This window comes from Rhodococcus sp. NPDC060176 (assembly GCF_042728675.1).
GTDB lineage: Bacteria > Actinomycetota > Actinomycetes > Mycobacteriales > Mycobacteriaceae > Rhodococcus_F.
The window spans coordinates 85,008-102,628 of record NZ_JBHWYS010000004.1 but is presented as its reverse complement, the minus strand read 5'-3'; the positions used below and the strand labels follow the sequence as shown (position 1 = coordinate 102,628).

18 protein-coding genes are annotated in these 17,621 nt (G+C 61.7%); 7 read left to right on the top strand and 11 right to left on the bottom strand.

From position 1 onward, the window contains the following. Window positions 1–32: 32 nt before the first annotated feature. On the bottom strand, window positions 33–1,349 hold the full coding sequence (locus tag ACFWEM_RS20085; RefSeq protein ID WP_378536332.1) for an MFS transporter: 1,317 nt from the start codon (window positions 1,347–1,349) through the stop codon (window positions 33–35). A gap of 71 nt (window positions 1,350–1,420) precedes the next feature. Here ACFWEM_RS20085 and ACFWEM_RS20080 point away from each other — a divergent pair, with 71 nt between their 5' ends. Together ACFWEM_RS20080 and ACFWEM_RS20075 are read left to right on the top strand one after the other, a co-directional pair. Further along, window positions 1,421–2,392: a GlxA family transcriptional regulator gene (locus ACFWEM_RS20080; protein WP_378536326.1), complete on the top strand. Its 972-nt coding sequence runs from the start codon at window positions 1,421–1,423 to the stop codon at window positions 2,390–2,392. A gap of 30 nt (window positions 2,393–2,422) precedes the next feature. Next, complete coding sequence (locus ACFWEM_RS20075; protein ID WP_003943558.1) at window positions 2,423–2,800, top strand: DUF5313 family protein; 378 nt, start codon at window positions 2,423–2,425, stop codon at window positions 2,798–2,800. Window positions 2,801–2,807: 7 nt separating this feature from the next. On the opposite strand, the gene ACFWEM_RS20070 is transcribed toward ACFWEM_RS20075, so the two are convergent. Both ACFWEM_RS20070 and ACFWEM_RS20065 read right to left on the bottom strand, forming a co-directional pair. Beyond that, window positions 2,808–4,487 carry an oleate hydratase gene (locus tag ACFWEM_RS20070; RefSeq protein WP_378536324.1) on the bottom strand — a complete coding sequence of 560 codons (1,680 nt, stop codon included), beginning with the start codon at window positions 4,485–4,487 and terminating at the stop codon, window positions 2,808–2,810. Between the two features lie 94 nt (window positions 4,488–4,581). Then, window positions 4,582–5,460, bottom strand: a complete 879-nt coding sequence (locus ACFWEM_RS20065; protein WP_378536322.1) for a TetR family transcriptional regulator — start codon at window positions 5,458–5,460, stop codon at window positions 4,582–4,584. Window positions 5,461–5,623: 163 nt separating this feature from the next. On the opposite strand from ACFWEM_RS20065, the gene ACFWEM_RS20060 reads away from it, so the two are divergent. From ACFWEM_RS20060 to ACFWEM_RS20050, 3 genes are all read left to right on the top strand, one after another. Then, the gene (locus ACFWEM_RS20060; protein ID WP_378536320.1) at window positions 5,624–6,577 is read left to right on the top strand and encodes a cyclase family protein; all 954 of its coding nucleotides are present in this window, start codon (window positions 5,624–5,626) and stop codon (window positions 6,575–6,577) included. Beyond that, a complete protein-coding gene (locus ACFWEM_RS20055) occupies window positions 6,574–8,223 on the top strand; it encodes a class I adenylate-forming enzyme family protein (RefSeq protein WP_378536318.1) in 1,650 nt (549 codons plus the stop codon). The genes ACFWEM_RS20060 and ACFWEM_RS20055 overlap by 4 nt, the downstream gene beginning before the upstream one ends. Window positions 8,224–8,601: 378 nt before the next feature. Next, complete coding sequence (locus ACFWEM_RS20050; protein ID WP_378536316.1) at window positions 8,602–10,050, top strand: histidine-type phosphatase; 1,449 nt, start codon at window positions 8,602–8,604, stop codon at window positions 10,048–10,050. On the opposite strand, the gene ACFWEM_RS20045 is transcribed toward ACFWEM_RS20050, so the two are convergent. Both ACFWEM_RS20045 and ACFWEM_RS20040 read right to left on the bottom strand, forming a co-directional pair. Further along, complete coding sequence (locus tag ACFWEM_RS20045; RefSeq protein ID WP_378536314.1) at window positions 9,996–10,379, bottom strand: helix-turn-helix domain-containing protein; 384 nt, start codon at window positions 10,377–10,379, stop codon at window positions 9,996–9,998. The genes ACFWEM_RS20050 and ACFWEM_RS20045 overlap by 55 nt on opposite strands. 149 nt (window positions 10,380–10,528) lie before the next feature. Beyond that, entirely contained in the window at window positions 10,529–10,987 is a 459-nt protein-coding gene (locus ACFWEM_RS20040) for a hypothetical protein (RefSeq protein ID WP_230816135.1), read from the bottom strand. A gap of 171 nt (window positions 10,988–11,158) precedes the next feature. On the opposite strand from ACFWEM_RS20040, the gene ACFWEM_RS20035 reads away from it, so the two are divergent. Further along, complete coding sequence (locus ACFWEM_RS20035; protein WP_378536312.1) at window positions 11,159–12,055, top strand: oxygenase MpaB family protein; 897 nt, start codon at window positions 11,159–11,161, stop codon at window positions 12,053–12,055. A gap of 24 nt (window positions 12,056–12,079) precedes the next feature. Here the strand turns inward: ACFWEM_RS20035 and ACFWEM_RS20030 are convergent, their stop codons facing one another. The 6 genes from ACFWEM_RS20030 to ACFWEM_RS20005 all read right to left on the bottom strand — a co-directional run bounded on the left by ACFWEM_RS20030 (window position 12,080) and on the right by ACFWEM_RS20005 (window position 16,841). After that, window positions 12,080–12,544 (bottom strand): GNAT family N-acetyltransferase, encoded by a 465-nt coding sequence (locus ACFWEM_RS20030; RefSeq protein ID WP_378536310.1) that lies wholly within the window; start codon window positions 12,542–12,544, stop codon window positions 12,080–12,082. 233 nt (window positions 12,545–12,777) lie between these two features. Continuing rightward, window positions 12,778–13,059, bottom strand: a complete 282-nt coding sequence (locus ACFWEM_RS20025; RefSeq protein WP_378536308.1) for a type II toxin-antitoxin system RelE/ParE family toxin — start codon at window positions 13,057–13,059, stop codon at window positions 12,778–12,780. Beyond that, window positions 13,056–13,331, bottom strand: a complete 276-nt coding sequence (locus tag ACFWEM_RS20020) for a type II toxin-antitoxin system Phd/YefM family antitoxin (protein WP_374105663.1) — start codon at window positions 13,329–13,331, stop codon at window positions 13,056–13,058. Before ACFWEM_RS20020 ends, ACFWEM_RS20025 begins: the two co-directional genes overlap by 4 nt. A gap of 129 nt (window positions 13,332–13,460) precedes the next feature. After that, window positions 13,461–14,405 (bottom strand): tyrosine-protein phosphatase, encoded by a 945-nt coding sequence (locus tag ACFWEM_RS20015; RefSeq protein WP_378536305.1) that lies wholly within the window; start codon window positions 14,403–14,405, stop codon window positions 13,461–13,463. Window positions 14,406–14,457: 52 nt separating this feature from the next. After that, window positions 14,458–15,621, bottom strand: coding sequence for a hypothetical protein (locus ACFWEM_RS20010; RefSeq protein ID WP_378536303.1), 1,164 nt, complete (start codon window positions 15,619–15,621; stop codon window positions 14,458–14,460). Then, on the bottom strand, window positions 15,618–16,841 hold the full coding sequence (locus ACFWEM_RS20005) for a phosphotransferase family protein (protein ID WP_378536301.1): 1,224 nt from the start codon (window positions 16,839–16,841) through the stop codon (window positions 15,618–15,620). Before ACFWEM_RS20005 ends, ACFWEM_RS20010 begins: the two co-directional genes overlap by 4 nt. A 124-nt stretch (window positions 16,842–16,965) precedes the next feature. On the opposite strand from ACFWEM_RS20005, the gene ACFWEM_RS20000 reads away from it, so the two are divergent. Further along, window positions 16,966–17,589 (top strand): TetR/AcrR family transcriptional regulator, encoded by a 624-nt coding sequence (locus tag ACFWEM_RS20000; RefSeq protein WP_378536299.1) that lies wholly within the window; start codon window positions 16,966–16,968, stop codon window positions 17,587–17,589. Window positions 17,590–17,621 lie beyond the last annotated feature (32 nt).

Below are 17,621 nucleotides of genomic sequence, written 5' to 3'. Positions count from 1 at the left end.
ACCCCGTCGGTGGTACCGATCACAGTGCCGAATCAGACAGAGTCAACCAATACTGCCTCTTTCGGACGTTTTGCGATCAACAACGACATGACTGCAGCGATCGCGCAGAGCGCGCCGGCCACCAAGAAGGCAGCGTCGTACGAGCCGATCTGATCACGAACGAGGCCGGCCAAGAAGGCCACCAGACCCGCACCGATCTGGTGCGATGCCAGCACCCAACCGAACACGATGGGGGCGTCGGCACCGAAGTGCTGACGGCACAGCGCGACGGTCGGCGGAACCGTCGCCACCCAATCGAGCCCGTAGAAGATCACAAACGCGATCATCGGCGGATTCACGGTGTTGGCGAGCAGCAGCGGCAGGAAGAGCAGCGAGATTCCGCGGAAGAGGTAGTAGATGCCGAGAAGTTTTCGCGAGTCCATCCGGTCGGTGAACCAACCCGAAGCAATGGTGCCGACCATGTCGAGGATTCCGATCAACGCCAACAGGGACGCGGCCGTGGTGATCGGCATTCCGTGATCGTGCGACGCCGGAACGAAGTGCGTTCCGATCAGGCCGTTGGTGCTTGCGCCGCAGATCGCGAAGGTGCCGGCGAGAAGCCAGAACACCTTGGTCTTCGACGCCATGACCAGTACCGAGATCGCGCGGGCTCCGGCGCCGCCGCGCTGATAGACAGGCTTGGCCGGTGGGGTGTAGTCGGCGGGCGCACCGTAGGGCGTCGTACCCACGTCGGACGGGTAGTTGCGCAGGAACAGCAGAACGAACGGCACGACGGCCAGTGCGGCGAACGAGACCGTGAATGCGACGCTCTTCCAGTCGTAGGTTTCGGCGATCTTCGCCAGGACGGGCAGGAACACCAACTGACCGGCCGCACCACCGGCGGTGAGGATGCCGGTCACAAGACCGCGCTTCTCGACGAACCACCGATCGACGATGGTGGCAACAAACGCCAGCGCCATCGAACCCGTACCGAGGCCGACAAAGACACCCCACAGCAGGATGAGCTGCCAACTCGAGGTCATGAATATCGTGAGACCACTGCCGAGTGAAATGAGCGCCAACGCCGAGGTGACGACCGCCCGGATACCGAACCTCTCCATCAAGGCAGCGGCGAACGGAGAGGTCAGCCCGTACAGAATCAGGTTGACCGAGACTGCGGCGGAGATGCTGGCGCGCGACCAACCGAAATCCTCGTGCAGCGGATCGATCAGCACCGAAGGCGCGGCGCGGAAGCTCGCCGCACCGACCAACGCCAGGAACGCCACGATCGCGACGGACCAGGCGCGGTGAAAGCGCGGCGGGCTCACCTGCTGTTGGCCCGATTCGGGGAGAGCGGTCTCAGAAGTCACAGAGAAGATTCTGCAGTTCGGATTCGATCGAGAACAGTGGCCAGATTGCCAATATATGAAAGAATCAAGCCATGTCTGGTCCGCATCGCGTCGTCGTACTGGCTCTGAATGGAGTCATACCCTTCGAACTCGGCATCCCGGCGCGCATCTTCGGGCGCGCCCTCGACGTCGAGGATCGACCGCTGTACGAGATCCTGACCTGCACCGTCGATGGCAATCCCGTGCAGACCGATGCGGACTTCAGCATCTCGGTCGACCACGGGAGCGAGTTGCTCGCCACCGCCGACACCGTCGTCATACCCGCGTCGTACGAGTTGGGTCCGGCCTACGAAGACGGTTACCTCTCCCCCGAGTTGGCCGCAGCTTTCCAACACATCCGGCCGGGCGCTCGGCTGGTCTCGATCTGCACCGGGTCGTACATCCTCGCCGCGACAGGTTTGCTCGACGGACTCCGCGCCACGACGCATTGGCGCAACACCGACCATTTCCAACGTGTCTATCCCAAGGTGAACGTGGATCCGGACGTGCTGTTCGTCGACGAGGGCCACATCCTGACCTCGGCCGGCGTGGCGTCAGGCGTCGATCTCTGTCTGCACATTGTCAGGCGCGACCACGGCATGGAAGTGGCGAACACCGTCGCGAGGCGCTGCGTCGTACCGCCGTGGCGCGACGGCGGCCAAGCGCAGTACATCCGGCGCCCCCTGGCCGACAAGCCATCGGAATCGACTGCCGACGCTCGGCACTGGGCCCTCGAACATCTAGGCGAGCCGATCACCCTGGCGGACCTGGCGACGCGCGCCAACATGAGCGTCCGCACGTTCAGTCGTCGATTCCGCGACGAAGTCGGAACCACACCGAACCGCTGGTTGACCAGCAGACGCGTCGATCGCGCACGGGAACTTTTGGAGGAATCCGATCTGTCGATCGATGCAATTGCCGCTCGAACCGGCTTCGGGACTGCGACATCGATGCGTCAACACATGAACGAGGCCCTCGGCGTTTCACCGAGCGCGTACCGCCGCACGTTCAAGGCACCGGTGTAAGCGGCAGTACCAGGCACTATCCTGGAGGCCATGGCCGAACAGACTCGCCCGAACTTTCCTCAGTACTGCGGATACCTCCTGGGGAAGACGCTCCCCGACCGGTATCAGGACTGGGTTCGGAACGATCTGGTGGGCCCGGGCGCCCAGGCGCGCTACATCATTCGTTTCACCGTGCCGGCGACGCTGATTCTCCTGCTGTTCCTCTTGATTCCCGGACCGATCTGGATCCCCCTGGCCATGATGGCCTTGCTGCTCATCCCGCTCGCGTACTTCGTCGTGGCGCTCGGCACCATCTACCGCCGTCACCGCCTACTGAGCCACGGCCTCGATCCCGAATTGCTCGACGAGAAGGCCCAGCGTCGTGCCGATCGCACTCGCGAGGACTACGAGAAGCGGCACGGTCGCTGAGCACCCCTCAGCGGAACATCGTCACTGCGGCCTTGGCGAGGACCTTCGGATCCTTCTCGTAGTGATGCATCTTGGTGAGCTTGCCTTCCGGAATCCCCAGGAACTTGTAGACGGCCACTTGAGCGCAGCGCACCGAGTACTGCTCGGTGAACACCATGTCGAACGGCAACTCCGCGAACTGACTGATGAAGGCCAGATTCTTGGAGTGCTTCGGCACCACCAGAGGCCGGTCACCGACGGCGCGCCGATTGAACAGCGCACTGGCGTAAGGCATATGGCTGGGAATCGAATTGACGACGCTGCCGGTGATCTCTTGTCGGCGCGCGGCCAGCGCACCGCTCTCGTCGAGCGCCTCGAGGTGTCCGAGCGTCTCTTCCAGCATTTCCCGGCCGGTCATCTCGATGAACGGCTTCTTCACGTAGTCACCGTTCTTGCGCGGGAACAGACAGTAACCCCAGAAGACCCCTTCGTTCTCCTTCTGCGCGTGATAGTGCGGCTGATGGTGAACCACGATCGACAGAAGGACGTTCGAGTCCACGAACGTGTTGAGCGCATTTCCGGGGAGCTGCTTGGTGATTCGGGAAATCTCGTTGATGAGTTCGTGTGACGACGTGGTGACGGTGAAGCTGGTCCACTCACTCTGCTCCCGATCCCCGAAGAACTTGTCGGGATTCCCGAGGTCGTAGAAATGCTCGGTAGCCTGCTTCCACAGCAGTGCACTCGGCGCGTACCTCATGTCTTCCACGATCGAGGTATCCAGATCGCCGATCGACGAGCTGTCGGTGATGCTGCCGTTGGTGTCGAAGACGAAATCGCCCTCCGTTACGTCGATTCGGCCCTTCTCACCGGTGCGAACGTTCTCGTAATCGAGTCCCGTCACGACGATCTCGTCTCGAAGCGGGGTGTCCTTGAACACGAACTCCGTGATCTTCAGTTCGTTGACGAACTTCACGCCCTTGCCTTCGAGGAAGGTCCGCATCGGCAAGATGATGCTCTCGTACTGGTTGTACGGCGACCTGGTGACACCGGCGAGCGTCTGAATGCGACTGAACTCGAGAATCATTCGGTTCATGTACCGGCGAAGCTCCATCGCCGAACTCACCCGCTTGAAAGCAAATGTGGTCTCCCACATGTACCAGAAGTTGGTGGTGAAGAAGTGCGGAGTGTCCTCGAACCACTGCTCGATGCTGATATCGTCCAACTTTGCCTCGTCCGACTCCGGCAACGTCATCAGCTTCGTCAACAAGTAGCGATCCTTGTTGTCGAATTGCATGTGCTTGTAGTCGTTCTCACCCTTGTTGCGGATGCCGTCTCGGTCGATCAACCGTGCAACGTCGTGCGTCGGATGTGCGTGGTCGAAATCGAGGATGTCATCCGTTACCGATTTTCCCGGGTTGTCCAGCGACGGAACCGCACTCAGCACGTCCCAGAGGTTCTCGTAGGTCTCCTCGTTGAGCATACGCCCGCCACGGTTGATGAAACCCGCGTCGTTTCCGAGCTCGCGATGACCGTACTGGTGCTGGAAGGTAGCGGCAGATTCGCCGTCGTTCGCTCCGTGCATGTCCAGACCCATGATGGTGATGTCCGCACCATCCCACTCACCGTCTCGAATCAAATAGATCGCCGCCGAAAGGTTTCCGATGCCGGCGCCGATCATGTAGGCCTTGTGAGACAGCTTGGAAGACATTAGGTTTCGTTCCTTACTCAAGTCGCGGTACGGATACCTTCCAAGCATGGACCCGTTTGCGCGCAGGCGCATCACCCGAACCGGATGACGTCCGTCACGGTCGTCGGTAGCGAACCAGATCGAGCGCAAAACGCGCATAGTCGCGTGCGATTTCCTCGGGCGTTTGTGGTCCGCTCGGCCGATACCATTGCGCGACAGAGACACACATCACGACGATTGCACGCGCAGCCTGTCGCGGTCGATCCGTCCCGAACACACCGGCGGCGATTCCGTCGTCGACTTGCTTCGTCGTCAACCATTGCTGGTAGTTGCGTGATTCCGTGATGCGCAACCTGTTCTCGTCTGTGAGACTGCGCATTTCGCTGGCACCCAGGAAACCTTGATCGCGGCGATAGATATGGAACAAGGTCACACATTCGACGAGCAGAGCCAGCCTTTCAGAGGGACTTTCGCCCTCGTCGATTGCGGCCAACGATCTCGTGTTGAGTTCGGCCATGGTGAGGTCGAGAATTTCGGCCAACATTTGTTGCTTGCTGGAATAGTGGTGGTACAGACCCGGCACACTCATCTGCGCGCGCTTAGCGATCTCACGCATCGCAGCGCCGTGATATCCGGTCTTCACCATCTCCGCAAGCGCGGCCGCCAACACCGGATCGAACGAACTCGGGCCGAACCTTCGCCACACGTTCGGTCGCATAGGTGCGCTCGGGTCCGCGTCGTCGCCACCCCATCGTGGCTGTTCCGGCGGACGCACTATCGCGGCTGGGAGCAGTGCGTCGAAACGCACTCCGAGGATCCCCCCGATCGCCGCCAACCTGTCGACGCTGACCCTGGTCTTTCCGGTCTCGACGGCGCTGAGGGTAGCCGCGCTGACATCGAGACGCCTGGCCAATTCGCGCAGCGAGAGCCCGCTGTGACGCCGTGCCTGCCGGATCGACGCTCCAATCAGGACGGCATTCTCGATTTCGGTCACAGTGTTCAGTATTCCCGAACATTGGATTTCCAACAATGCGATGACCACGGCAATCGGTGAACATGTTGACTACTGATTATCGGCCTGAACATGATGTGGATCACAAAGACCCAGGTCCGCCCGAGCGATCGTTCGGTGTCGGTAGCGAGAGGATCGAATCACCATGACCGAGGCGCCATATCTTGGAGAACTCCTGCGCGACGCACCCAGCAACTGGGGCAAGTGGGGAGAGTCCGACGAGGTCGGTTCACTGAACTACCTCGACGCCGGACAGGTGCTTCGTGGCGTCGGAACCATCAAGCAGGGTTCCGTGTTCACGCTTCAACGGCTCATCGGCGACCCCAAGGGTGATCCGGCGTGGCCGGGACGCAGCCCTGCCGAGCGCACACAGATCTTCGACGAGAGCAGCTGGGACGGCGACGACGCCCCCAACTTCCCCGGCGGCCTGCATTACGCGGACGACAAGATCGACGCGTTCCTGCAGGGTTCGACGCAGTACGACGCGCTCGGCCACGTCTGGTACGACGGCGCCCTGTGGAACGGATACTCCGCTGACACGACTGTCGGCGGCCTCGAGAAGGCCAGCGTCGAACCGATTGCCGACCGTGGCGTCGTCGGACGCGCAGTACTTCTCGACATGGCAAAGTTCCGCGGCAAGGAAAACCTCGACAAGGCCGAAACATTCACGCACCATGATCTTTTGGCCTGTGCCGAAGCGCAGGGCGTCACCATCGAGAAGCGTGACATCCTCGTCATCCGCACCAACTTCCTCAAGCTGTTCTTCGACCAGGGCGAAGCCTTCTACGAGGGCTTCTGCGAGCCCGGCCTGATCTACAGCCCCGAACTCGTCCAGTGGTTCCAGGACATGGAGATCCCGAACCTGGTAACGGATACCATCGCCAACGAGGTCACCACCGACCCCGAAAACGGTGTGGCACTGGTACTCCACAACGCTCTGATGCGCAATCTCGGCGTGGTGTTCACCGAGATCTGCGATCTCGAGAAACTGGCTGAAGACTGTGCGTCCGACGGCCAGTACACATTCTTGTACGTCGCCGCACCACTCAAGGTTGCCAAGGCCAGCGGCTCTCCCGTGAATCCGGTTGCCATCAAATGACATACGAAGATCGCCCTTGGTTGGCGTTGTACCGCAACGACGTTCCCCCCGACATCGAGGTCGAGCACCCCACGATGCTCGAGATGTTGGCGACCACGGTCCGCTCTGATCCGGACGCCACGGCTGTGAAGTACTTCGACGGTCAACTCAGTTTCGCCGAACTGGATCAGCAGAGTGACGCCCTGGCCCGAGCACTCCGAGCCGGTGGACTGGTGGAGGGTGACCGCGTCGCTCTGTTCCTCCAGAACGTTCCGCAGTTCGTGCTCGCGCTCGCCGGAATCTGGAAAGCCGGCGGCGTCGCAGTCTCGATCAATCCCATGAGCCGTGAACGAGAATTGGGATACCAACTCGAAGATTCCGGAGCTGCCGTTCTCATCGCACTCGAGGGGCTCTACGAGTCCGTGGGCCGCAATGTCGTCTCCGACTCGCCGGTCAGGCGAGTTATCACCACCTCGGAACTCGAGTACCAAAGTCGCAACGATCCAAGGATTTTCGACGGAATCGTCAAGAAGGATCTCGGTACCGACGATCTTGCGACCCTGATCGACGAACATCGGCTCGGCGATCCGGTCACCACTGACGTCGCACCGGAAGACCTCGCGGTACTGACCTATACGTCGGGAACCACCGGTCCGCCGAAGGGGGCGATGACCTCTCACGCGAACATGACCTTCAACGCCCAGGTCTACCGTGACTGGCTGGGGCTCACCCCGAAAGACACCGTTCTCGGAGTTGCACCGCTCTTCCACATCACGGGGTTGATCGGTCACATCGCGGTGTCCGTCCTGGCGAGAATGCCGCTGGTGCTGGCCTATCGCTTCCAGCCCGAGGTGATGCTCGACGCGATTCGTGAGCACCAACCGACATTCACAGTCGGCGCCATCACTGCTTTTACGGCACTGCTCAACACTCCGGGATGCGCGCCGGAAGACTTCTCCTCCATGCGGTTGCTCTACTCCGGCGGCGCACCCATCTCGCCGACTGCCGCCGAGGCCGTCCGCGCCATGACCGGTGCTGCGCTGCACAACATCTACGGGCTGACCGAGACCACGTCGCCCACTCACGCCGTTCCCGTCGGGGCGGATACGCCCGTCGACCCCACGTCCGGGGCACTGTCCGTCGGCGTTCCAGTACCCAACACCGTGGTCCGCATCGAAGACGAGGGCGGTGCGGTCCTGCCGATCGGAGAGATCGGCGAATTGGTCGTCCGTGGTCCACAGGTGGTGCGCGGTTACTGGAACAAGCCGGAGGAGAGTGCGTCGGCCATTCGCGACGGGTGGTTCCACACCGGCGACGTGGGGTTCATGGACGAAGCCGGCTGGTTCTACGTCGTAGACCGTAAGAAGGACATGATCATCGCGTCCGGCTACAAGGTGTGGCCACGCGAGGTCGAGGACGTTCTTGCCGAGCACCCCGCAGTCCGTGAGGCGGCTGTCGTCGGTATCGCCGACGAATACCGCGGTGAGACGGTGAAGGCGTTCGTCAGCCTCGTCGCGGGGGCGTCGGTGACGCCGGACGAACTGATCGATCACTGCAAACAGCGGATGGCGGCGTACAAATACCCACGATCTGTGGTGCTCGTGGAGGAACTGCCGAAGACCGTTACCGGCAAGATACTGCGACGGGAACTGCGCACGATCTCTTGATCACAGGGCAGCGGGCGGACTTCGCGGTCCGCCCGCTGTCTGATCGCGCACAGTTTCCGGTCGACCGCGCCATTGGGGTAATGGAACAGTAATATGTGCTGAGTACCCACGGACAAACGGGAGACATCAGTGAGCAAGTTCGGACGTAAGAAGCAGCCCACACCCAAGAGCTACCAGTGGCTGGCCATGACCCTCATAGCGTTGTCGCTCTCCGTGTCGATCGGGATTGCCGCCAAACCCTCCTGAGCTCTCCGAATCCGAAACTTGTAACCCCGCGTCCATCTGCACATGGGCAAATAGGTGCAATTCGGACGCTTAGCTGTTCTAACTTTCCTTCCGTCGTGTCACCTCGGCACCGACGGAGAGGATCAACTCACCATGCGAAGCTCACGCTTCGGCGTGCTGGCCGCTGCCGGCGCTGTCGGACTAGTGCTTGTCACCAGCAGCGTCCAGTCCATCGCCACGGCGTCACCGTTCGGTTCGCTCGACGCTGGTTCGAGTTCCGGCTCGGCCGAGACCCCGGCGTCGACCGACGGCGGTTTCACCTCCAAGACGCCCTACACTCCCGGCCAGCGCATCGCCGACTATCAGGCGCCGCCGACGGGATACTCCCCGGTGTACACGGAAAGCGTTGCGCGCCATGGTTCCAGAGCGCTGTCGAGCCTGAAGTACGACGACCTGAGCCTGCAGCTGTGGGAAATCGCCGAAGCCGAGAACGCATTGACTCCCGTAGGCAAGGAATTCGGCCCGGCCCTTCGTGATCTCATGGCCGCCAACAAGAAGCTGGGGTACGGCAACCTCAGCGGACTCGGGATCACCGAACACAGGCAGCTCGGCGCGCGGGTCACCGAACGCCTCCCCCAACTGTTCGACGCCATCGCAGCGCAACAGGGCACCATCACTTTGACTTCGTCGGGCGTCGACCGTGCCGTGGACAGCGCCGAGAACTTCGCTCAGGGCCTGACCGGTGCGTTTCCGGCCGTCGCCGGCGATGTTGCACCGGTGACGACGGATGCCGATCTCCTCTACTTCCACGACTCGGATGCAAATGCCGACTACAAGGACTACGAAGAGTCCGATCCTCGACTGAAAGCCGTCGACGACCAGATCGCCGATCTTCCCCGCACCCGCGAGGTCTCACGGCACATGATGCTCAAGCTCTACTCGGAGAACTTCGTCAACCGCCTGAGCGCGGGCGAGTTCTCACTCGTCGACCGCGGCAAGGGTTCCAGCACGATCGACAACGAGGTCGACGCTGCATACATGCTGTACAACACGTACATCATCACTCCGGGCATGGCCGAAGAAGGCAAGTGGAATTTCGAGCGGTTCATCGAACCTGCTGACGCGCAGTGGCTCGCATACACGAACGATGCCGAGGACTTCTACGCCAAGGGCCCTGGCTTCACCGGTGAGGACGTCACCTACCGGATGGCTACCGTGCTCCGCGACGAGTTCCTGCGCGGCTTGCAGGAACACAACGGCGACGACGCCGTACCGGGAGCGGATTTCCGGTTCGCACACGCAGAAACGATCATCCCCTTCGCGGCGCTCCTGAAACTGCCGGGAAGCACCGTCTCGCAGGCGGAGGGCGACCTCTACACCTATGCGAACAACCCCTGGCGCGGAGCGCAGGTCAGCCCGATGGCTGCCAACGTGCAGTGGGATGTCTACGCCGGGCCGGACGGCAAGCGTCTGGTCCGAATGCTCTACAACGAGCGTGAGACAGCCTTTGCGGCGCCGTGCGCTCCGGTGAGCGCCGGAAGTTTCTACTACACGCCGGACGAACTGGCCCGCTGCCTACCGGAGATTTCATCGGCGGCCTGAGATCCGGCAACTCGGGATCCGGGCCGAGGTCGACGAGGGCGCGCCCATGCCTGATGCAATGCCAGCATGCGCGCCTTCTCGTCGTCTTCCATCAGCAAGGCGTCGCAGATCCTCACGATGACCGGAGCTGAAACACCCACGGACGTACCCTGTTCCAACCGCTGATAGTGATTGAAACTGATCTCGGCGATCTGCGCGACATCACGCCGACTGAGGCCGTGCATGCGGCGAGCACCCTCGCAGCGCATGCCGACCTTTTCGGGTGCAAGGCTGTTTCGTTTCTCGACGAGCATCTGGCTCATCAACTGACGCGCGCTCGACCCGTTCACGTCGCCACCTTTTCCATCCCTGAAATATGCCTTCACCTAACGTGTTTCAGAATATGGGATGGGATGGGCGCGGCGGTATCTCCGAGATGACAGATAATCACGCGATACCGCCAACTCTGTGCCTGCTCAGGCTGTGAACCGTGTGACGATCAGGCTATGAACCTGCCGATCGTCGGATTCGACTGACAGATGGGACTACTGCCCCAGTTGATCGAACCGAACGCCGTCGCAACGACATTGCCGACGCCGGTATTGACCGTCGCGGAGAGATACGGGTAAGTCCCCACCAGGTCGACGATTCCGGACTTGCCGGTGTCGGTGTTGACCCACGCAACGGTGACCTGTCCGGCCGCCGGGATAGGCGCAGCTGCCGGGAACGAATCGAAGCGAATGTCGCCCTTGGCAATGGGCGGATTGGCCTCCGGTCCGGACTGGCCGGTGAGACCGGTCAACGAGGCCAGCGACCCCTGATTCGGACACCCGATGGTGACGGCGGCGCCGCCGAAAGGATGTGGCGGATCAGCCGAGGCGACTCCGGCGAACATGACGCTCGCGGCAATCGGTAGTCCGATGGCCGCGAAAACCCCGGCCGTGCGTGTGACGCTCATAGCTGCTCCTCGGGTCGACAACACTTTCCGGATACCCCTGGTACAACGCCCGAAACGAAGGAAAGTCGACTATTCACACCCCCTAGACAACGCGTGTTGTCAGAACTACAGTCGGTGGTGCAGCTCACACCTACCTCTGCCGCGCGCAGACCAGTCCCAGGGAGTGTTCAGATGAAGCGCTACGACCTCCGCAGTCGCACGGATCGACTCGATCCCGAAACCGATTACGAAGAGATGTCGCGCATTCTCGCGGCACAGGAGTTTCCCTGGGACATCAATCAGGCGCTCAGCTTCGCGCTGTTTCGCACGTACGCAGTCCCCTCGATCGGCAAGCTCCTCTTCTCCACGGGCGAGTTCACCGACAAGGTTCAGAAGCGTTACGACGACACCAGCCTGATCCTCGACGCCATCCTCGAGCACGGCCTCAGCAGCACCGAAGGCCGCAAGAGCGTGCGTCGAATGAATCAGATGCACGGCTCGTACGACATCTCCAACGCCGACATGCTCTACGTCCTGGCCACCTTCGTCGTCACACCGGTCAGATGGCTCGACGCGTACGGCTGGCGAAAGATGACCGAGAACGAGATCGTCGGGTCGACGAACTACTACCGCCACCTGGGTCGGTACATGAACATCAAGGACACGCCTGACACCTACGAGGGGTTCGTCAAACTTCTCGACGACTATGAGCGCGAACACTTTTCATTCGACCCCGGCGCGCGAGCCGTCGCCGATTCCACCCTCGAACTGATGTGCACCTTCCCGCCCAACAACCTGGCGCCGAAGGCTCTGGTCAAGGGATTCGCGTTCGCCCTCATGGACGATCACCTACTCGACGCCTTCCACTACAAGCACCCGAGCACCGCGATGCGCGTCGTCTCACGCGGAGCGCTGAAAGTCCGCGCACGTCTGCTGCGGTTCTTCCCGGTGCGCACGAAGCGGAAATTCGCCCGCGAACTGCCCAACATCCGCAGCTACCCGAACGGTTACAAGGTCGAAGACCTCGGCACCTTCCCCGCCGGATGTCCGGTCAAGCACCTCCAGGCAGACCAGCAGGCTCAAGCGTAATAACGCTGTGCTGAATAGCCTCTGTCATGCCTGAATTATGGAGGCGTCGCGACCAGTACGACGCAGGGTGATCAATTCATGGTTTGTCTCGGCGTCGTGTCGACGCCCCTCTTCTTCGAAGTCCATCAGCTCATAGAACCTGCGGGCGCGACCGTTGAGGGTGTAGACCTCGAGTGTCACCTCGCCGTGCATGGTTGTGGCGTGTTCGACCAACGCCCGCCCGACACCCAACCCTTGTGATGCCGGCGCGACGAACAGTCCCCCGATTTCGGAGCCGATCATTCCCAACAGGCCAACGACTTCGGAGCTGTGCTCAGCCACCCAATTATCGGCCTGAATCAGATAAACCTCTCGCATCTTCTGCTCCCGTTCACCGGTCCCCTCACCCGCAAGGAACGGATGGGCTTCTCGTGCTGCGCGAGACCACAGGTCGACGACCACGTCCTCATCCGAGGGCTGGTAGCGGCGAATGATCAGATCCTGGTTCACAATCCGACAGTACCCTGCGGCATCAGACCACTTGCTGGTGCCGAACTGAACAATCTCGGATTTACCCAGACCGCGGAAGTCAGCACACTTCAAAAGATTTCGCACCGTTGTGCAGGAAACTGGGTGTCACGCAAAACGATGTGGCCGGTTGGCACGAGCGCGGATCCAGCAGCAAGCCGTAATCGCAATCCCGGTGTCAAGTCTCCGGGCAGTTGTTCACTTTAAGACGCTTTTCAGGTGCGGTAAGCATCGGAGCGGTGCGCGATCGAGGTGACCGTCACCCGGCGGGCGTCATCGTCGATCAAGTACAGCACCCGATACGTACCGCGCCGCGCCGAATACGCCGGAGCCAGCGGCGGATCGAGCCGCTTTCCGACCCGGTGAGGGTTCTCGAGCAACGGACCGGTGATGAACGCGTAGACCGCGACCGCAACCTTCTCGGGCAAGCCCGCTTTCAGCGATCGAGCCGCAGAACGCGCCACCGCCAGGACATAGGGTTCGTCAAAGCCGCTCACTCCTCGCTCTTACCCAGGAACGCAGCCAAACCGGCAGCATCGAGGGTGTCCCCGGCCTGCGCCTCAGCCACTCCCGCCAGATGTCCGGCCAGTAGCGATTCATCGGCCAGCACGGCGATCGTCTCGCGCAACGCGTCATAGTCGTCGGCGCCGAGCAGCACGGCGGCACGATGCCCGTTGCGGGTGATCTCGAACCGTTCGTGTGTGCGCTCGGCCTCGTCGACGAGACGAGAGAGCTGCGCTCGGGCGTCGGCCACCGGGAGAGTTGTCATGTACATAATTCTAGCGCACATAGGCTAAGGTGCGCTCGCCGCGTCGCAGGGCAACCTCCGGGATCGAGGCCCACCAGGAGTTCGATGGAGACCGGTACACCTTCGTTCAAGCGTTTAAGCAGCGTGAAACTAGCCGACGAGCTTTGACTTCAGAAGCGCGATCGTGTCCGGAGCGAGTCCGAGACCTGCGGTGAGATAACCATCGACGGTTCCGTAGTCGCTGACGATCTGCGCGAGACCTGCCTCCAGATACGAAGCGTCGACACCGAGAGCGGGCTCGAGATTGGTCGCCACCTGCGGGCTCAGGGCCTGAGAGATCTGCGCGAGAATCTTCTGGTTGGTCGCCTGAAGGTAGGTGTTGCTCAACAAATAGTCGTCCATGATCGTCTGGGCGGGAACACCGGCGATGGACTGCAGCAACATCGCGGTCCAACCCGTGCGGTCCTTGCCTGAGGTGCAATGGAACAACTGCACCCCGTCACTCGCAGCGATGTCCGAGAGAACCTGCTTGAAGCCGGCGCGGCGCACGGGGTCGGTGACAAAACTGCGGTTGGTGTCGACCAAGAACTGCTTGGCCTCCTCCGGCGACTTGATCGTCGTGGCGAGCTGAGTGAGATCCTTGAACTCGATCGGGATGTTCGTGTACGTCACGCCGTCCGGAAGCTTGTCTGCGCCACCGATGAACGGGTTGGAGATCTCGGTTGCACCGCGCAGGTCATAGGCGTCGGCAAGTCCGAGACCGGTGAGCGTCGTCTTGTCGGCGTCGCTGGTCGCGGTCAGCGCATTGGACCGGTAGATGACGCCGCGCTTGAGATGCGAGCCGTCTGCGGTGGCGTATCCCCTCCCGTCGTTGCCGGCGATGTCGCGAAAGTTGGCCACGGAGGCCAAGTTCGGTGTCGGCGCGAGCACCGGTTCGAGCGAGCCGAGATCGACCGACCCGAGCGATCCCGTGTTCAGAGAACCCAAGTCGAGCGGGATGGCCGTAGCGGGAGCGGCAAACAACAGACCTCCGGTGACAACCAGTGCGGCGGCCTTCGCAGTGCGAGCGAACAACATTCGTGTGCGTGTGGACATGTGGCAGTGCCTTTCTCTGTGTGTGGTGATCTGGAGTTACGGTGATCTGTAGTTAAGGTGCGACGTCACCGATGCCGGTAAATCCGTATCGCTGATGGGGTCCGATGACTGCTACCTCGAACAGGCCTGTCCCGATGCGGGTTACGCCGTCCTCGACGAGGGTGAACCGGGCAAGGTTGTCGACCGGGCACAGCATCTTCTTCCACGGTTCGATGTCCGAAACCTTTTCTCGCAGGCCTTGAACCACCAGTTCGCCCTGCCACATCCCGTGGCGCCAATCCTGCTCGAGTCCGTAGCCCGTGCCGACACCGATGTAGTTGGGCAGTATCGGTTCGCAGGTGATCTCCAGAATATGGTCGGGCTCGCCTGGTGCACCGGGGCGCCGGAAGTACAGAGTTCCGCTCTTCACCTCGCGTGTACCGGAGATGAAGGTGAGTTGGTGGTCCGGTCGACCCAACCACTCCGGCTCCCGCGAGCGGTCCGCCCAGACGCGAGTGGCATCCTCGAGGATTCGGCGGCCCTGCTGATCTTCTTGAACGATCGTGACGACGGTGAAGTCGCCGAATTGCATGATCGAGTAAATCCAGAAGAAGTTCTGACTGCCTGCTATCGCCGGATCCGCCTTGCGCCCAGGTGGTTCCGCTTCACCGACCGGTCGAACACCCCAAGACCGATCGCGATTACCCCGCCACGTCTCCGGCGTGACGGGAATGACGTCGCCGTCCACGGTCAGAGATCCGGACCACGTGCCTGTCTGGACGAATCGTTGGGTGTCGAAGGTGACTCGTTCCAGCTGACGGTGGAAATGCCTGGCCTCGAGATTGGCCGGACCGTCGGACTCGAAGGTGAGGTCGAAGCTCAGATCCGGCGCCTCGGGGCTCGGTTCCAACACCACACGCAGTCGGTGCAGACCCTCGATGATGTCGATTCGCAGCGGGCCTACTGACAGGTCCATTCGATCGTCACCCAAGGCTCGCGATGCCCGGAAGACTATATGGTCTTCGCCGCGCCGAAGAACCGCAAAGCCGTCGCATACACCAAGATTGGGGTACTGACCGAGACCGATGATGAGAAACAGCGGCTCGGTGTCGCCGTCGACGCCGGCATGAGCGTTGAAGTAGTAGCGATCGTAGAAGTTTCGATCCGAGGTGCCCACGTGGCGGATAGTCTCCGCGATCTGATGTACCGGGTAGTCGTCGAGCGGGGACAGTGTCATCGCGCTTCTCCTGTTGTGACCGGGGCTGATGTAACCGGTACTGTTGCGAGCGACTCCCAATAAGTGCCGTCGAGCATGGCTTCGAGCGTCTTGTGGTGCAGGATCATCTCGTCCGGGTTGTCGGGGAACTCTGCCTGACCGAAAGCCACTGCGCGGCTTTGAACTCGGAACATGATCACCGCATGCCGCAACGCGGCGTACACGATGTAGAAATCGAGATCCGCTACCTGGTGTCCGGACAGCGAGCGGTAGGCATCGGCCACGTCCTCACGGCGCAGGAAGTCCGGCATTCCGGGGAGGCCGGCCATGGCCGCAAGATCCTCGAAGAACCTGTGCTGGAAGATCATCCAGCCGAGGTCGAGCTCACGTGGCCCCAGCGTAGCCATCTCCCAATCGAGGACCGCCGCCGGTTCGAAGTCGCGGTAGATGATGTTTCCGATCCGCGAGTCACCCCAACTGAGCACGGCTGCACCGGCATCGGCGGGAAAGTTCGTCTCGATCCAGTCGAAACCACGCTCGATCAACGGGGACCCTGGTCCGTCGGCGGTTGCCCACTCGTAATAGCGGCGCTGCTCCTCTAGGTGCGCGCGAAGTGCCTCTGTGCCAGTCGGTTCGACACCGTCGCGACACAGTTCAGGGAGTGCGAGGTGCGGATCGGCCATCGCGTGCAACTCCGCAAGTACGCGGACCGATGACTGCTGGAGTCGAGAACAGTCGTCGGCTGAAGCCTCCGAGAGCCAGGATCCGAACGTGTACGGCATGACGTCGGGCGGGATTTCACCGTCACGCCGCTCCATCACGAAGAATTCGCCGCCGAGCGCGTCCGGATTGCTCTCGGACCAGTACACCCGCGGGACCGGCACCGAAGTGTGAGCGGCGACGGCGCTCATGACCTGAAACTGCTGGTCCAAGTTGTACGAAGGGAAGATCGGCACCGCACTGTCCCGTGGAGCGATGCGGGCGACAAGGCGGTGCTCGGCTCGAACCCCGTCCTCGATCCAGGTCGCATCGAAGAGCACAGTTTCGTTGGACATGCCGTTCGCGGCCGGCACCTCGACCGAGGTCACGGAAGGTTTCGAGCCTCGCCACAGCACGGTAGCGAGCCAGCTTTCGAGGCTGCGCCGCATCTCGGCTGGGTCGTTGCGGGATTCGCCGGGTCTGGCAAATTCGGCGTAGTCGGGATCTCCGCCTGAGGTTTCTGTTTCGGTTCGAAGGTTCATCACCACTCCTCGTGGTTCGGTGGCGCCGATGCGCACGCGCCGATTGTCGATACAATATGTATCGACTAAAGCCGTGACAGAATGTAACGGCCATCACAGCGATACCGCAAGGGATTTGCCAAAAATGTCCAAAGATTCCGAAACTCAGCACCGCCTGGGACCGCAGCGAAACCCTGCAATCGACGACGCAGTACTGGACGCGACCAGGCAACTGTTAGAAGAAAAGGGGTATGCGGGCACGTCCATCGACGCCATCGCCACCCGTGCGGGAGTGGGGCGCCCGGCGATCTACCGTCGGTGGCCGTCGAAGGCGCACATCGTCAACGACGCGATTTACCCGGTGCTCGACGTCGAACAGGGCGCCGACATCGACACCGAACTCGGCACCGAGGGCACGATCACGGATCAGATCCGCGCGCTGGTGCACGGCGCGGTTGCACTGTTCGCTGCTCCCGCCACTCGAGCTGCTGCACCCGGGCTGATGAGCGAAGTGCGAACAAACGCGGAATTGCGTGAGGTTCTGGTGGTGCGGCAACTGGCCGGAGTCCGCGTCGAGCTGAACCGTCGACTGGAAGCGGCGAGGGAACGAGGCGACATCCGAAACGGCGTCGACGCCGACGCTCTTCTCGACATCATGGCAGGTGCGGCCATCTTCGCGATGTCGGTTCGGGATGTCCCGGACCCGGGACCGTTCGCCGACTCACTCGCCGACATAGTGCTGAACGGCATCCTTCCCGACGACCGCTGAACCCTGAACCGTTGGTTTGCGCTGCCACGCGC

Excerpts from the sequence above, each read along its gene's own strand:
- ACFWEM_RS20080 (WP_378536326.1), top strand. The coding sequence starts at position 1,421 with ATGTCTGGTCCGCATCGCGTCGTCGTACTGGCTCTGAATGGAGTCATA.
- ACFWEM_RS20075 (WP_003943558.1), top strand. The coding sequence starts at position 2,423 with ATGGCCGAACAGACTCGCCCGAACTTTCCTCAGTACTGCGGATACCTC.
- ACFWEM_RS20070 (WP_378536324.1), bottom strand. The coding sequence starts at position 4,487 with ATGTCTTCCAAGCTGTCTCACAAGGCCTACATGATCGGCGCCGGCATC.
- ACFWEM_RS20060 (WP_378536320.1), top strand. The coding sequence starts at position 5,624 with ATGACCGAGGCGCCATATCTTGGAGAACTCCTGCGCGACGCACCCAGC.
- ACFWEM_RS20055 (WP_378536318.1), top strand. The coding sequence starts at position 6,574 with ATGACATACGAAGATCGCCCTTGGTTGGCGTTGTACCGCAACGACGTT.
- ACFWEM_RS20050 (WP_378536316.1), top strand. The coding sequence starts at position 8,602 with ATGCGAAGCTCACGCTTCGGCGTGCTGGCCGCTGCCGGCGCTGTCGGA.
- ACFWEM_RS20040 (WP_230816135.1), bottom strand. The coding sequence starts at position 10,987 with ATGAGCGTCACACGCACGGCCGGGGTTTTCGCGGCCATCGGACTACCG.
- ACFWEM_RS20035 (WP_378536312.1), top strand. The coding sequence starts at position 11,159 with ATGAAGCGCTACGACCTCCGCAGTCGCACGGATCGACTCGATCCCGAA.
- ACFWEM_RS20020 (WP_374105663.1), bottom strand. The coding sequence starts at position 13,331 with ATGACAACTCTCCCGGTGGCCGACGCCCGAGCGCAGCTCTCTCGTCTC.
- ACFWEM_RS20015 (WP_378536305.1), bottom strand. The coding sequence starts at position 14,405 with ATGTCCACACGCACACGAATGTTGTTCGCTCGCACTGCGAAGGCCGCC.
- ACFWEM_RS20010 (WP_378536303.1), bottom strand. The coding sequence starts at position 15,621 with ATGACACTGTCCCCGCTCGACGACTACCCGGTACATCAGATCGCGGAG.
- ACFWEM_RS20005 (WP_378536301.1), bottom strand. The coding sequence starts at position 16,841 with ATGAACCTTCGAACCGAAACAGAAACCTCAGGCGGAGATCCCGACTAC.
- ACFWEM_RS20000 (WP_378536299.1), top strand. The coding sequence starts at position 16,966 with ATGTCCAAAGATTCCGAAACTCAGCACCGCCTGGGACCGCAGCGAAAC.